Genomic DNA, 15,006 nt, shown 5'->3' with positions numbered 1-15,006 from the left:
AACGGTTCCATGCATTTGGCACGGGTTGCGACGCGGTGCGCGGCCGCCGGCGAGCCAAGCCGGCGGGGCGGCCATCTCGCCCTTGCCTCCATCCAACCTCGACCGAGATCAAACATGCAATCGAACGGCCTGCTTTCCGTGGATGCCCTTGCGCTGTCGAAGCGGCTGCCGCCGGCGGGCGGCTGATGGGATGGGCAGGCATCGTCGTCCTCGGCGCGGCGATCGGCTTGGCCGGCTGGCGATTTCACCCGTTTTATCGCGCGAGCCGGGCGCGCTGGTTCCTCGTGGTGCCCGTCGGGATCGTTGCGGCCGGCGCCGCAAGAATGGCGGGCAGCGTGACGGGGCTCTTCTATGATGGCGACGTGCTCGAGTGGCCCGTATGTGCGGCCGTGGCGCTCGTCGCCGTCGCTGTGACGGTGAGCCTTGCTCGCCGTCGATAATATCCAGGTGACTCGATGAACGACCGACATTCCGATCCCGCCGCGCTCGACGAGGCCGTTGGCGCACGTCTTGCCCGGCTGCGCGCCGCCATGGCGCGCGAGGGCCTCGCCGCCTACGTCATTCCGTCTTCGGATCCTCATCTCTCGGAATACCTGCCGGCACGCTGGCAGGCGAGGCAATGGCTTTCGGGCTTCACCGGCTCGGCGGGTACGCTCGTCGTGACGGCCGACTTCGCTGGCGTCTGGACCGACAGCCGCTACTGGGTTCAGGCCGGTGCAGAGCTGGCCGGCAGCGGTGTCGCGCTCATGAAGATGACGAGCGGGCAGCAATCGCAGCCGCATGTCGACTGGCTGGCGCAGAACCTGCCGGCCGGCGCGACCGTCGGGGCCGACGGTGCCGTGCTCGGGCTTGCCGCGGCGCGTGCGCTGGCCGCCGCCCTGACGGCGAGCGATATTGCGCTGCGCACGGATCTCGACCTCGTGGGGGCCGTCTGGCCCGACCGGCCCGGTTTGCCTGCCGCGCCCGTCTACGAACACGCCATGCCCTATGCATGCCTGAGCCGGGCGGAGAAGTTGGCCGCCATTCGGGCTGCAATGCGCGAAAAAGGCGCGCAATGGCACTTCGTCTCGACCCTCGACGATCTGGCCTGGCTCACGAATCTGCGCGGCGCCGATGTGAGCTTCAACCCGGTATTCGTCGGCCACCTGCTGATCGGGCTCGAATCCGCCACGCTCTTCGTGGCCGAAGGCAAGGTGCCGGCCGAGCTCGCCGCCGCGCTCGGGCGCGACGGCATCGCGCTCGCGCCATATGCGCGGGCGGGCGAAGCGCTTGCCGCGCTGCCGGCCGGCGCGACGTTGCTCGTCGATCCGCGCCGGATCTCGTTCGGCTCGCGGCAGGCCGTGCCGGAAGCGGTCAAGGTGGTGGAGGCGGTCAATCCCTCCACGTTTGCAAAGTCGCGCAAGACGGCGGCCGAAGCGGCCTACGTGCGCGCGACGATGGAGGCGGACGGGGCCGCGCTGGCCGAATTCTTTGCCTGGTTCGAGTCGGCACTCGGCCGCGAGACGATCACCGAGCTCACGATCGACGAGCGTCTCACGCAGGCACGGGCGCGGCGCGAGGGCTTCGTTTCGCCGAGCTTCGCCACGATTGCGGGCTTCAATGCGAACGGCGCGATGCCGCACTATCGCGCGACCGAATCCGCGCATGCGCGCATTGCGGGCGACGGTTTGCTGCTGATCGATTCGGGCGGACAGTATTGGGGCGGCACGACCGACATCACGCGCGTCGTACCGGTGGGCTCGGTGTCGGATGCGCAAAAGCGCGATTTCACGGTCGTGCTCAAAGGCACGATCGCGCTCTCTCGCGCGCGTTTTCCGCGCGGCATTCGCTCGCCGATGCTCGATGCAATCGCCCGCGCGCCGATTTGGGAGGCGGGCGGGGATTACGGGCACGGCACGGGCCACGGCGTCGGCTATTTCCTGAACGTACACGAGGGGCCGCAGGTCATTTCGCATTACGCGCCGGCCGAGCCCTATACGGCGATGGAAGAGGGGATGATCACCTCGGTCGAGCCCGGTCTTTATCGTCCGGGCCAATGGGGCGTGCGCATCGAGAACCTCGTGCTGAGTCGCGCGGCGGGCGAGACCGAGTTCGGGGCGTTCCTCGAGTTCGAGACGCTGACGCTGTGTCCGATCGATACGCGCTGCATCGCGCTCGAGTTGCTGCGCGACGACGAGCGCGCGTGGCTCAACGCGTATCATGAAACCGTGCTCGCGCGCGTGGGGCCGCATGTATCGGGCGATGCCAGGGCGTGGCTCGAAACGCGCACGCGCGCTATCTGAGCGTGCAACCGCGAAGAAGTGGCAAAGCGCGGGCGGGGCGCGGTGAATAGAGCGGAGATGAGAGCGAAGATGGCTGCAAAAATCGTCGTATTCGATTTTGGCGGGGTGTTGATCGATTGGAACCCGCATTACCTGTACCGCAAGCTGATACCCGACGAATCGGCGCGTCAGCGGTTTCTCACCGAGGTCTGCTCGATGGATTGGGTCGTGCAGCAAGACGGCGGGCAGACGATCGAGCACGGGACTGCCGAGCTCGTTGCGCGCTTTCCCGAGCACGAACCGCTGATTCGCGCGTTCTATGCTCGCTGGCATGAAATGATCGGCGGGGCGATCGAGGAGGGTGTCGCGCTCGTCGATCGACTCGAAGCGGCCGGCGTGCCGCTCTTCGGGCTCACCAACTGGTCGGCCGAGACGTTCCCCTATGCGTGGGAGCGCTTCGACGTGCTGCGTCGTTTCCGCGACGTCGTGGTTTCGGGGCGGGTCAAGCTCGTCAAGCCGGACCCCGCCATTTACGCGGAAATGTTCGCGCGTATCGAGCAGCATGTACCGGGCGTGGCGGCCAACGAGATCGTCTTCATCGACGACAACATCAAGAACGCCCATGCGGCCACGGCGCTCGGCTGGCACGGCGTGCATCACACGAGCGCCGCGTCCACGGCGGCACGACTGCGCGAATTGGGGCTCGCCGTCGGGGCGTGATCCGCTGCCGCGGCCGCGCGACGAACGCGGCTCGCCAACGAAAAACCCCGCCGGCGGCGGGGTTCGTTCGAAACGGAGCGCGGCGGTTGCCGCTCGCGGCTCAGCGCGTGATCGGCTTGTAGCGGATGCGTTTGGGCTTGGCCGCTTCTTCGCCGAGGCGCTTGCGCTTGTCGGCTTCGTACTCCTGATAATTACCGTCGAAGAAGACTACTTGCGAATCGCCCTCGAAGGCGAGGATGTGCGTGGCGATACGGTCGAGGAACCAGCGGTCGTGCGAGATCACCATGACCGAACCTGCGAATTCGAGCAGCGCATCTTCGAGCGCGCGCAGCGTTTCCACGTCGAGGTCGTTCGACGGTTCGTCGAGCAGCAGGACGTTGCCGCCCGCGATGAGCGTCTTCGCGAGGTGCAGCCGGCCGCGCTCGCCGCCCGAGAGGTTGCCGACGATCTTCTGCTGATCGGCGCCCTTGAAGTTGAAGCGGCCGATGTAGGCCCGCGACGGCGTTTCGTACTTGCCGACCGTGAGGACATCGGCGCCGCCCGAGATCTCCTCGAACACCGTCTTCGAGCCGTCGAGCGCGTCGCGGCTCTGGTCGACATAGGCCAGCTTGACCGTCGGCCCGCGCACGATCTCACCCGAATCGGGCTGCTCGCGGCCCGTCAGCATGCGAAAGAGCGTGGACTTGCCGGCGCCGTTCGGGCCAATGATGCCGACGATCGCGCCGGCCGGTACCTTGAAGCTCAAATTATCGATGAGCAGACGATCGCCGTAGGCTTTGCTGACGTTCTTGAACTCGATGACTTCGTTGCCGAGACGCTCGCCGACGGGGATGAAAATCTCCTGCGTCTCGTTGCGCTTCTGATAATCCTGGCTCGAAAGTTCTTCGAAGCGTGCGATACGGGCTTTCGACTTCGCCTGACGGCCTTTCGGGTTCTGCCGAACCCATTCGAGTTCTTTCTTGATCGCTTTTTGACGCGCCGATTCTGAGGCTTCTTCCTGCTCGAGGCGCGTTTCCTTCTGGTCGAGCCAACTGCTGTAATTGCCCTTCCAGGGAATGCCATGGCCGCGATCGAGTTCGAGAATCCATTCGGCGGCGTTGTCGAGGAAGTAGCGATCGTGCGTCACGGCGACGACGGTGCCCGGAAAGCGCGTGAGGAACTGCTCGAGCCACTCGACCGATTCGGCGTCGAGGTGGTTCGTCGGCTCGTCGAGCAGCAGCATGTCGGGTTTTTCGAGCAGCAGCTTGCAGAGTGCGACGCGGCGCTTCTCGCCGCCGGACAGGTTCGCGACCTTGGCATCCCACGGGGGCAGGCGCAGCGCGTCGGCCGCGACCTCGAGCTGCTGCTCGGGACTGCCGCCGTCGCTGGCCGCGAGAATCGCTTCGTATTTGGCCTGCTCGGCCGCAAGCGCGTCGAAGTCCGCGTCCGGCTCCGCATAGGCGGCGTAGATCTCGTCGAGCTTCTTTTGTGCGCCGAAAACATCGCCGAGCCCTTCTTCCACGGCTTCGCGCACCGTCTTTTCGGGATCGAGCTGGGGCTCTTGCGGGAGGTAGCCGATGTTGAGGTTCGGCATCGGGGTCGCTTCGCCCTCGATGTCGCGATCGACGCCCGCCATGATGCGGATGAGCGTGGATTTGCCCGAGCCGTTCAGGCCGAGCACACCGATCTTCGCGCCAGGAAAGAACGATAGCGAGATGTCTTTGAGAATCTGGCGCTTGGGCGGCACGATCTTGCCGACCCGGTTCATGGTGAAGACGTATTGGGCCATGTGACTGGGAAACGATTGAACGGGAAAGCGCTAGTCTGACACGTTAGCGGGCCGGCGCGCAAAGCGGGCGCCGGCGATACTGGCAGAGGCTGCGGTCAGTCCGGGGAGCAGAATGCACCATTTAAACGGGTGTGTACCCCGCATGTTTCAAAAGAGGGCGCGAGCCTGCTCGCAGTGCCGCCTGCCGCGCGGCTTCTTGATACTCGTCTCGTTAACGGCGTGTGCAATTTCCGCGTTTACTTTGGACGTAAAGCCTACGAGCTCGCCCCATTCCGATTCGTCAATTTGCTCCGCGGCAGGGTCGAGCCGTGAAATATCGTGCGAGTGACCATTTCGGTCGAAAAAGTAGACTCGGTAGTCTTTGTTCAGCGCGGTGACGGCAAGCTCCTTCGCGTACGGTGCGGCAGGCAAGTCGAACAGCTTTCTTACGTGGATTTCATCCGCGCGCAGCTTCTTGAACTCTTGCAGCGCCCATACCATCTCCAATACGACAGGCGAGTGAGTGGAAACTACGACTCGATAGCCTCGCCTCAACAATTCGAGCATCAGCAACAATACGGCTTGGATGCCATTGGGGTGAAGTCCCATCTCAGGCTCTTCGATAACTACCCAATCGATCGTTTCTCTAGCGTTTGACCCTGACTTGCGCTTTTGCGTTACAGTGCAGAGCCAGTAGAGGCCCATTAGCATGGGCGTAAATTCGCGTTGTCCCGCAGACCAAGAGAGGAAACTGAGGGGCTTCTTTTGACGCGGGACGCGCAAGGCGAGTCGCTTGGTGAATTCGCTTTCATCGACGATCAGGCTCGTCCGTCCAAACAGCTGTTCGCTGATCGGCTGACGTAAGATCGCATTCAATCGATTAGGCGCGGGGAAAAGCTCACCTTTGGCTGCAAATTCGTTTTGAATGAGATCGTGAACCGCGTCGCTGAACGCACGTAGCGCGTACGGATCGCCAAAATTAAACGTCCCAAAATTTTGAGATACCCCGCTGGGTAGGCTCATGACGCGCTGAGCCGGGATGTAGAACAAGCGCTCGTACCGCTTTTTGCCTCGGCTGGGCCGTGCCAGCTCAGCGAGCGTTTTGGATGCTCCGTTAAAGCTCATTGAGGACCGTCGCCCCCACCCGTTGGCGATGCCCCCGCCGAAGTAGGCATCCAAAAAAGCTTCCTCCCGGCCGCTGAACGACATGTTGTGACGCATGAACATGTCATGAATTTGATCGCGGTCGACGAGTAGCTTCAGGGTCTGCAGGAAGAGGCTTTTCCCCGTTGCCTGAGGGCCGACGATTATCGACAGGTCGCCAAATGCGACGTCAGCTTTGGTGATTGGGCCAAATCGGTTGATGGTCAACCGAGGAAGCTTGGGCTTGGGCAACTTTTTCTCCCAGCGTCAAGGAACGATATGAAATGGGGCTGTTTCTCGCCTGCGCGCTTATCATCCGCGTCGTTGGACTCGTGGCAACGACGCGCCTCCATACGACGCGCCTCCATTTTTCACAACGGGTTTTGCTGTCGGCTTACGCGGGTTCAGACGTTGAACAGGAAGTTCATGACGTCCCCGTCGTGAACGACGTATTCCTTGCCTTCGGCGCGCATCTTGCCTGCTTCCTTCGCGCCTTGCTCGCCCTTGAAGGCGATGAAGTCGTCGAACGAGATCGTCTGTGCGCGAATGAAGCCGCGCTCGAAATCGGTGTGGATGACGCCGGCCGCTTTCGGCGCGGTATCGCCGACATGGATCGTCCAGGCGCGGACCTCCTTCACGCCTGCCGTGAAGTAGGTCTGCAGACCGAGCAGCTTGAAGCCCGCGCGGATCACGCGGTCCAGGCCCGGCTCTTCCATGCCCATGTCGGCGAGGAAGACGGTTTTGTCTTCCTCGGAAAGGTCGGCGATTTCGGCTTCGATGGCGGCACACACCGCAACGACCGGTGCCTTTTCCGCTTCGGCGTATTTGCGAACGGCGTCGAGGTGCGGATTGTTTTCGAAGCCGTCGTCCTTCACGTTGGCGACGTACATCGTCGGCTTGGCCGTGATCAGGCAGAACGGCTTGAGCAGCGCCTCTTCTTCTTCCGTGAGATCGAGTCCGCGAATCGCCTTGGCCGCGTCGAGCTGCACGCGTGCTTTTTCGAGCACGGCCGCGAGCTTCACGGCTTCCTTGTCGTTGCCCGATTTGGCCGCCTTCGAATAGCGGGCGAGCGCCTTTTCGACGGTGCCGAGATCGGCGAGCGCGAGTTCCGTGTTGATCACTTCGATATCGGAGATCGGATCGACCTTGCCCGCGACGTGGATGACGTTTTCGTCCTCGAAGCAGCGCACCACGTGCGTGATCGCGTCGGTTTCGCGGATGTTGGCGAGGAACTGGTTGCCCAGGCCTTCGCCCTTGCTTGCGCCGGCGACGAGGCCGGCAATGTCGACGAACTCGACCACGGCCGGCACGACGCGCTCGGGCTTCACGATCTCGGAAAGCGCGGCGAGGCGCGGATCGGGCACCTCGACCACGCCGACGTTCGGCTCGATCGTGCAGAACGGATAGTTCTCGGCGGCGATGCCCGCCTTCGTGAGCGCATTGAAGAGGGTGGACTTGCCGACGTTGGGCAAGCCGACGATGCCGCATTTGAGGCTCATTGGAAACCTTTTTAGATCAACGGTTTACTGTTGACTGGCGGGGCGCCGCGTTCGATGGTGAGTCGGACGGCACAGCCGCGGGACGAAATTCGGGGACGAGACAATAAGGGTGCAAGGCCGACCGCCAGCGTTCGGGGCACGCTCGTGCTGCTCGAAAGGTCGTAATTGTAACGCGTCCGAAGGGCGGCTTTGGCGAAGATGGCGTGGCCACGAGGTGTTCGGGTAGGCGGGCGGCCCCGCGACGCCGGTGTGAAGTGGTCGTCGCCGGGGCCGGCGCGGCACGGTCGAGGAGGCGATCTATAAGTCGAAGTAAAGACCGTTCAGCCCGCTGCGCTGCGTGCGTCACCCCGCACGCCGGACCTGCCCGCGACGCCCAGCCCGCGTCAAGCCGCCACCCGCCGCGGCTATAATGCCCTGATGACCGCCCTTCATCAGACGTTTCACGTCGCCGTCGTCGGCGGCGGGCTCATCGGCAAAAGTGCCGCACTCGCGCTCGCCCAGCAAGGCCTGCGCGTCGCGCTGATTGCGCAGCCGGCCGCGCCGCGTCCCGCGGACGTACCTTTCGATGCGCGCATCTATGCGCTTTCTGCCAGTTCCCAGTCTCTGCTCGAACGCCTGCGCATCTGGCAGGCGCTCGACCACGACCGGCTCGCGCCTGTGTACGACATGCGCGTTTATGGCGACGCCCTGGCCGAACTGCATTTCTCGGCCTTTCAAGCCGCCGTGCCGCAACTTGCCTGGATCGTCGAATCCTCGCTGATCGAGCACGCGCTCGATGCGGCCTTGCGCTTCCAGCCGCAGGTGGCATGGTTCGACAGCCGCGCACGCGGCCTCGATGTGAAACCCGACGTCGCCACGCTCGCGCTGGCCAGCGGGCAGGTGATCGAGGCCGACTTGATCGTCGGCGCCGATGGCGCCCACTCGTGGGTGCGCGCGCAAACGGGCGGCGAAGTCGAGCGGCGCGACTATCGCCAGACCGGCGTGGTCGCCAATTTCAAGGCGGCGCAGCCTCACGGCGAAACGGCTTACCAGTGGTTCACCGAGCGCGAGATCGTCGCGCTGCTGCCCTTGCCGCGCGGCCATGTCTCGCTCGTATGGTCCGCCCAAACGGACCACGCGCGCGAACTCCTCGCACTCGAGCCGGCGCAACTGGAGGCGGCCGTCGAGCGCGCCACACACGGGCGGCTCGGCGCGCTCGAGTGCGTTGGCCCCGCGCACGGCTTTCCGCTCGCGCTGCAACGCGTCGAGCGGCTCATCGCACCGCGGGTGGCGCTCGTCGGCGATGCGGCCCACCTGATCCACCCGCTCGCGGGGCAGGGTATGAATCTCGGCTTGCGCGACGTCGCGTCGCTCGTCGAGGTGCTGGCCGCCAAGGAGCCGTTCCGCGACCTGGGCGACCCGGTGCTGCTGCGCCGCTACGAGCGCTCGCGCCGCGAAGACATCGGCGCGCTCACGTTGGCCACCGACGGCCTCCAGCGTCTCTTTTCCCTGCCCGGCTCGCTCGCGCGCACGGTCCGCAACGCGGGCATGTCGCTCGTGGGCGCGCAGCCGCTCGTGAAGCGCCTGCTGGTTTCGGCGGCGCTTGGCTGAGCATCGGATTCCATACGCCGCGCGGCCCGGCTCGCCACGCGGCAGATACGAACGGAAGGATTTCCAGACCATGTTCACTTTTCCGCGTCACGCCGCTGTAGCGGCACTCGCCGCCGTCATGGCGCTCGCCGGCTCCGCGCATGCCGATCCCGTCACCGACAAGCTGAAGGCGACGCTTCAGTCGCGCCTGCCCGATCTGCCGATCAAGAGCATTTCGAAGTCGCCCGTCGCAGGGCTTTACGAGGTGAATCTCGGTACCCAAATGGTCTACAGCGATGCAAGTGGAGACCACGTCATCGCCGGCGATCTGATCGACACGAAATCGCGCACGAACCTGAGCGAGGCGCGCCTCGCCGAACTCAACAAGGTCGACTTCGCAAGCCTGCCGCTCGGCAATGCCGTGAAGGTCGTCAAAGGCAACGGCAGTCGCAAGATCGCCATCTTCTCGGACCCGAACTGCCCGTACTGCAAGCAACTCGAAACGTCGCTGAAGTCCGTCGACAACGTCACTGTCTACACGTTCCTCTACCCCGTTCTTTCAGACGATTCGACGCGCAAGGCCAAGGCGATCTGGTGCGCCGACGATCGCGCGAAGACCTGGGAAGCCTGGATGCTCGACCACCGGGCGCCATCGGGCGCAGGCACCTGCGACACGAGCGCCATCGACAAGAACCTGGCGCTCGGCCGGAGCATGAACGTGACGGGCACGCCGACCATCATCCTCGCTGACGGCCGGCGCCTGCCCGGCGCTGTCTCCGCCGACGCCCTCGCCAAGGCGCTCGACAAGACGCGCTGATGCACGAACGCCGCGGCGCCCGCTGTACCGCGCGACATGCGCTCGCGCAAGCCGTGCCGCCGGCTCCGCTTTTCTCCTGTTCCGATCGACCTTGCCGCCGATGAACCCGATCCGCTACGCCATCGTTCCGAAGCACCCCGCAGCCCACCTGTTCGAAGTCACCCTGACCGTCGTCGATCCGGACCCGGAAGGCCAGCGGTTCATGCTGCCTACGTGGATTCCGGGCAGCTACATGGTGCGCGAGTTCGCGCGCAACATCGTGACGCTCGTGGCGTTCAACGAAGCGGGGCGCCGTGTGCGGATCGAGAAAATCGACAAGCAGACGTGGCGGGCCGCGCCCCTCAAGCGCGGCGGGCCGCTGACGCTGCGTTATGAGGTGTACGCGTGGGATTTGTCGGTGCGCGCGGCGCATCTCGACGATACGACCGGCTTTTTCAACGGCACGAGCGTTTTTCTCGCCGTGGCCGGTCGTGAAGAAGCGCCTTGCATCGTCGATATCCGCAAGCCGGCCGGCCCGGCCTATCGCGGCTGGCGCGTGGCCACGGCGCTCGCCGAGGCGCGCGGCACGAAGCGCTACGGCTTTGGGGAATACGAAGCGTCCAACTACGACGAACTCGTCGACCACCCGGTCACGCTCGGGGAGTTCGCGCTGGCGACGTTCAAGGCGCATGGCGTGCCGCACGACCTCGTCATCGCCGGGCGCACCGTACGCATCGACCTGGATCGGCTCGTGGCCGATCTGCGCCGGATCTGCGAAGCGCAAATCGCGCTTTTCGAGCCGAGGACGAAAAAGGCGCCGGTGGATCGCTACGTCTTCATGACGCTCGCCGTGAGCGATGGCTATGGCGGCCTCGAGCACCGGGCATCGACGGCGCTCATCTGCAATCGAACCGACCTGCCGGTGCTCGGCCGTGACGAGACGACGGAGGGTTATCGAACCTTCCTGGGCCTGTGCAGCCACGAATATTTCCATACGTGGAACGTCAAGCGCATCAAGCCGGCCGCGTTCGTGCCGTACGACCTCTCGCGCGAGAATTACACTTCGCTGCTCTGGCTGTTCGAAGGCTTCACTTCCTATTACGACGACCTGATGCTCGTGCGCAGCGGTGCGATCGGGCAGAGCGATTACTTTGGCCTGCTCGGCAAGACGGTGGGCAGCGTTCTGCGCGGCAGCGGCCGGCTCAAGCAAAGCGTGGCCGAAAGCTCGTTCGACTCCTGGATCAAGTACTACCGCCAGGACGAGAATGCGCCGAACGCGATCGTCAGCTACTACCAAAAAGGCTCGCTCGTCGCGCTCGCCTTCGATCTGGCCATCCGCGCGCAGACGAACCACCGCAAGTCGCTCGACGATGTCATGCGCCTGCTTTGGCAGCGCTACGGGCGCGACTTCTATCGCCGCGGGGGCGCGGCACGCGGCGTTGGCGAGGATGAGGTGAAGGCGCTCATTGCCGAGGCGACGGGCGTGGACCTCGGCGCGCTCTTCGACGATGCCGTCCACGGCACACGCGATTTGCCGCTGGAGACGCTCCTGGCCCCGCTCGGCGTGACGCTCGCGCCCGATCCGGCCAACGGCGGGGCTGGCCGGCCGGGCAAGCCGTCGCTCGGCGTGCGCGTGCGCGGCGGTGCCGATTGCACGCTGTCGGCGGTTCACGACGGCAGCGCGGCGCAAAAGGCCGGGCTGTCGGCCGGGGACATCCTCGTTGCGATCGGCGGGCTGCGCGTGACTGGTTCGAATCTCGAGGCCGTGCTTGGCCGTTATTTGCCGGGCGAGACCGTGGACGTGCATGCGTTTCGCCGCGACGAACTGCGCGTCGCGCGCCTGAAGCTCGATGGCCCGGAGGTCACGCGCTACAAACTGGCGGTGGCGGACAAGGCGGGCCGTACCGTCCGTCAGGCCCGCGAGCGCTGGTTGCAAGGCTGAGCTGCACACCTGGAGGGGCCGGCCGCAAGTATCGACGGTATCGCCTCAGTGCTGGAGCAAGCGGCTCGCCCGATGCCACGGGCCAGGGGCGGCGGGGCCGCGCCCGGCGTACCGTGGTGGCGATTGTTCCACTACTGCAACGATGCTTCGCCGCCAGGCTACTTTGTGAGATAAATCGAAGGCCAGACAATGGCTCCACTCGCGCAACCAATGCGCTCACCACAGAATACCCGGAGCCTGCTATGACCACGATCCTGCAACTGAACTCGGCAGCACGTTCGCAAGGCGCGAACTCGACGCTGCTTGCGAGCGAACTGACGGCCAAGCTGCAAAACGCGAATCCCGGCGCGAAAGTCGTCGTGCGCGACCTGTTGGCCGATGCGCTGCCTCACCTCGACGACAGCGTGCTCGGCGCATTCTTTACTCCGGCCGAGCAGCGCACGCCCGAGCAGGCGGCGATCGCGGCGCGTAGCGATGCGCTGGTCGCCGAGTTGCAGGCTGCGGACATCATCGTCATCGGCGCGCCGATGTACAACTTCGGTGTGTCTTCGCAGTTGAAGGCGTACTTCGACTGGATCGCCCGTGCGGGCGTGACGTTCCGCTATACGGCGAACGGTCCGGAAGGTCTCGTCAAGGGCAAGAAGGTGTATGTCGTTTCGGCACGCGGCGGCAAGTATGCGGGCACGCCGGCCGACAGCCAGTCCCCGTATCTGCAGACGTTCCTCGGCTTCATCGGCATCACCGACGTCAACTTCATCTACGCCGAAGGCTTGAACATGGGGCCGGAAGCTGCCAGCGCGGGTTTCGCAACCGCACGCGAGGCCATTGCCGCCGCGGCCTGATCCTGGTGCCGGCTACCGTGCCGGATGAAAAAAAAGGGGCATCCTGCGCCCCTTTTTTGTCGTCGCGCGGCAGGCTCTTCTTGCTCACGTCTCGAGGGTAGGACTTTGCCACGCAGAGTGGATGCAGGTGGCTTGCGCGGTTTGCCCCGGCCGTCTGCTGAGGCGGGGCTTGGCGTTTGTGCGTGCCTGCCGAAGCGGGCCTAAGCGGGCCTAAGCGGGCCTAAGCGGCCGTATCGGGCAGCCGCCAGTCGATGGGTTCGCGCCCGTGCTGGACGAGATACTCGTTGGCAAGCGCGAAATGCCGGCAGCCCAGAAAGCCGCGATGCGCGGAGAGCGGCGACGGGTGAGGCGCCTCGAGCACGCAATGCGGCCTCGCGTCGAGCAGGGCGCGCTTAGCTTGCGCATGCGCGCCCCAGAGCATGAAGACGAGGCCCTCGTGCCGATGCGCGAGTTCGCGAATAAGCGTATCGGTGCATTGTTCCCAGCCGCGCTTGGCATGGCTCGCGGCCTTGCCTTGCTCGACCGTCAACACCGTGTTGAGCAGCAGCACGCCCTGTTTCGCCCAGGCATCGAGGCAGCCGTGGCGCGGAATGTCGTAGCCGAAGCTGGCCGCGATCTCCTTGAAGATGTTGCGCAGCGACGGCGGTGGCCGCACGGCCGCCGGCACCGAGAAGGCGAGACCGTGTGCTTGCGGGTGGCCTTTGTCGTCGCCGTGATAGGGGTCCTGGCCGACGATGACGACTTTGACGTCGTCGGGGCTCGTCAGGCGCAGCGCCCTGAAGACGTCGGCTGGATAAACAGTCTTGCCGGCGGCGTATTGCGCATCGACGAATCGACACAGCGGAGCGTAGGCATCGCTTTGCAGAAATGGGCGAAGGTGCTCGCGCCATGCCGGCGGCAATGCGTCGAACTGCGCTTCGAGCGGCGCGCGAAACCCGCTCTGGCTGGTTTTGCTGGTTTCGCCGGTTTGCTCGCCGCAAGGTGCGTCGAAGAGTGACGGTTGAGCCTGGGCGGACGCCGATTCTCGTGAACGTGCCATCGGGTATCAGCCCATTCGCAGCGCATAGCCGCGCTGGGCTTTGTTGACGTCATCGGGTGCGAGCCCCGGCACGTTCGCGCTCAGATCGGCTGCGAGTGCGCCGAGCGCGGATTCGCTGCCGTCCACGAGTTCGAGCTCGACCTCGCTGATGGGCGAGCGCCGGGTCTCGCCGTTGACTTCGGCGGTGACTTCGCCGCGATCGATCGCCGCTTCGATCGTCGCGTCCCCCGCGCTTACGCGCCAGAGGCGTCGCACGAACGTCGTTCGAAAAAGCGCGGTCAGCTCGGACGCCACGCCGCGCAGTGTCGCGCACGCTGCTTCGTCGTCGCAGGCAGCCGCGAGCACATCGAGTTCGAGCGCCGGACCGGTCACGGGGGTTTCCCACTCATGACGGCTGTGCAGTCCCCCCGTCGCGGTACCGGCGGCTTTCAGCGTTTGCAGCCAGCCGTCGGGCGTTTTGCGCAGACGCAGCGCCATCTTGGCGTGTGTGAGCGCGAGCGACGGCGTATCGAAGTAGACGTTGTCGAGCGGCACGTCGCGCCCTTGCGTGCCCGTGCACGAGCAGAAGTACTGCGCGGCCGCGTCGGCCTGCCCGGGCGGCAGTGCGAGCTTGATTTCGCGTTCGATGCCCATGACGGCTCAGAAGAACATGCGGGCGAGTTCGGCGCCCGGGTCGTCGGCGCGCATGAACGCTTCGCCAACGAGGAACGTGTGGACCGACCGCTCACGCATACGCTCGACATCGGTGCGCGAAAGAATGCCCGACTCCGTCACGACGATGCGATCGGCCGGCACCTGTTCGAGCATGCCGAGCGTCGTTTCGATCGAGGTCTCGAATGTGCGCAGATTGCGGTTGTTGATGCCGATGAGCGGCGTTCGCAGCGTAAGCGCCTCTTCGAGCTCGGCGGCATCGTGAACTTCGACGAGCACGGCCATATCCAGGGAATGGGCGAGCGCTTCGAGATCGCGCATCTCCGGCGTGGAAAGCGCGGCCGCGATCAGCAGGATCGCGTCGGCGCCCATCGCGCGTGCTTCGACGATCTGATAAGGATCGACGATGAAGTCCTTGCGCAGCACCGGCAGCGAACAGGCGGCCCGCGCCTCCTCGAGATAGGCGGCGCTGCCCTGGAAGAACTGGACGTCGGTGAGTACCGAAAGGCAGGCGGCGCCGCCGCGCTCGTAGGAGCGCGCGATATCGGCCGGCACGAAGTGCTCGCGCAGGACGCCCTTGGAGGGGCTGGCCTTCTTTACTTCGGCGATGACGGCGGGCTTGCCGGCCGCGTGCCTGGCGCGCAAGGCGCCGATGAAATCGCGCAGCTCGCGCGCCGAAGCTTCGAGGCGCAGCTCTTCCAGCGGTGCGCTCAGCTGCGCGGCGCGGACTTCTTCGCGCTTGACCTCGATGATGCGTCTGAGGATATCGCTCATAGTTTCTTGATCTCTTGTTGTCT

13 protein-coding genes are annotated in these 15,006 nt (G+C 65.0%); 7 read left to right on the top strand and 6 right to left on the bottom strand.

What is annotated here, in order from left to right; all coding sequences use genetic code 11:
* The first annotated feature begins 185 nt into the window (after nucleotides 1–185).
* The 3 genes from U0034_RS07170 to U0034_RS07160 all read left to right on the top strand — a co-directional run bounded on the left by U0034_RS07170 (nucleotide 186) and on the right by U0034_RS07160 (nucleotide 2,981).
* Nucleotides 186–440 carry a hypothetical protein gene (locus U0034_RS07170; protein ID WP_085228167.1) on the top strand — a complete coding sequence of 85 codons (255 nt, stop codon included), beginning with the start codon at nucleotides 186–188 and terminating at the stop codon, nucleotides 438–440.
* Nucleotides 441–455: 15 nt separating this feature from the next.
* A complete protein-coding gene (locus U0034_RS07165; protein WP_085228166.1) occupies nucleotides 456–2,282 on the top strand; it encodes an aminopeptidase P family protein in 1,827 nt (608 codons plus the stop codon).
* Between the two features lie 69 nt (nucleotides 2,283–2,351).
* The gene (locus U0034_RS07160; protein ID WP_085228165.1) at nucleotides 2,352–2,981 is read left to right on the top strand and encodes an HAD family hydrolase; all 630 of its coding nucleotides are present in this window, start codon (nucleotides 2,352–2,354) and stop codon (nucleotides 2,979–2,981) included.
* A gap of 100 nt (nucleotides 2,982–3,081) precedes the next feature.
* Here U0034_RS07160 and ettA read toward each other — a convergent pair whose 3' ends face one another.
* The 3 genes from ettA to ychF form a co-directional block, all read right to left on the bottom strand.
* On the bottom strand, nucleotides 3,082–4,749 hold the full coding sequence (gene ettA, locus U0034_RS07155) for an energy-dependent translational throttle protein EttA (protein WP_085228164.1): 1,668 nt from the start codon (nucleotides 4,747–4,749) through the stop codon (nucleotides 3,082–3,084).
* 147 nt (nucleotides 4,750–4,896) lie between these two features.
* The gene (locus U0034_RS07150; RefSeq protein ID WP_085228163.1) at nucleotides 4,897–6,123 is read right to left on the bottom strand and encodes an AAA family ATPase; all 1,227 of its coding nucleotides are present in this window, start codon (nucleotides 6,121–6,123) and stop codon (nucleotides 4,897–4,899) included.
* Nucleotides 6,124–6,275: 152 nt separating this feature from the next.
* A complete protein-coding gene (gene ychF, locus U0034_RS07145; RefSeq protein WP_085228162.1) occupies nucleotides 6,276–7,370 on the bottom strand; it encodes a redox-regulated ATPase YchF in 1,095 nt (364 codons plus the stop codon).
* A 417-nt stretch (nucleotides 7,371–7,787) separates the two neighbouring features.
* Here ychF and U0034_RS07140 point away from each other — a divergent pair, with 417 nt between their 5' ends.
* From U0034_RS07140 to U0034_RS07125, 4 genes are all read left to right on the top strand, one after another.
* Complete coding sequence (locus U0034_RS07140) at nucleotides 7,788–8,960, top strand: UbiH/UbiF family hydroxylase (RefSeq protein ID WP_085228161.1); 1,173 nt, start codon at nucleotides 7,788–7,790, stop codon at nucleotides 8,958–8,960.
* Nucleotides 8,961–9,030: 70 nt separating this feature from the next.
* On the top strand, nucleotides 9,031–9,756 hold the full coding sequence (locus U0034_RS07135; protein ID WP_085228160.1) for a DsbC family protein: 726 nt from the start codon (nucleotides 9,031–9,033) through the stop codon (nucleotides 9,754–9,756).
* A 100-nt stretch (nucleotides 9,757–9,856) separates the two neighbouring features.
* Nucleotides 9,857–11,677: a M61 family metallopeptidase gene (locus tag U0034_RS07130; RefSeq protein ID WP_085228159.1), complete on the top strand. Its 1,821-nt coding sequence runs from the start codon at nucleotides 9,857–9,859 to the stop codon at nucleotides 11,675–11,677.
* A gap of 242 nt (nucleotides 11,678–11,919) precedes the next feature.
* Nucleotides 11,920–12,519, top strand: a complete 600-nt coding sequence (locus U0034_RS07125) for an FMN-dependent NADH-azoreductase (RefSeq protein ID WP_085228158.1) — start codon at nucleotides 11,920–11,922, stop codon at nucleotides 12,517–12,519.
* Nucleotides 12,520–12,739: 220 nt separating this feature from the next.
* Here U0034_RS07125 and U0034_RS07120 read toward each other — a convergent pair whose 3' ends face one another.
* Genes U0034_RS07120 through trpC form a run of 3 tightly spaced genes read right to left on the bottom strand, consistent with a single transcriptional unit; the run spans nucleotide 12,740 to nucleotide 14,983 of the window.
* Nucleotides 12,740–13,558 (bottom strand): uracil-DNA glycosylase, encoded by an 819-nt coding sequence (locus tag U0034_RS07120; protein ID WP_085228157.1) that lies wholly within the window; start codon nucleotides 13,556–13,558, stop codon nucleotides 12,740–12,742.
* 6 nt (nucleotides 13,559–13,564) lie between these two features.
* On the bottom strand, nucleotides 13,565–14,191 hold the full coding sequence (locus U0034_RS07115; RefSeq protein ID WP_085228156.1) for a CYTH domain-containing protein: 627 nt from the start codon (nucleotides 14,189–14,191) through the stop codon (nucleotides 13,565–13,567).
* A gap of 6 nt (nucleotides 14,192–14,197) precedes the next feature.
* Entirely contained in the window at nucleotides 14,198–14,983 is a 786-nt protein-coding gene (gene trpC, locus U0034_RS07110; protein ID WP_085228155.1) for an indole-3-glycerol phosphate synthase TrpC, read from the bottom strand.
* Nucleotides 14,984–15,006: the final 23 nt, after the last annotated feature.

It is taken from the genome of Trinickia caryophylli, assembly GCF_034424545.1.
In the GTDB taxonomy this organism is placed as follows: Bacteria; Pseudomonadota; Gammaproteobacteria; order Burkholderiales; family Burkholderiaceae; genus Trinickia; species Trinickia caryophylli.
Note: the sequence above shows the minus strand (reverse complement) of the source record. Positions and strands in the feature narration are given on the sequence as shown.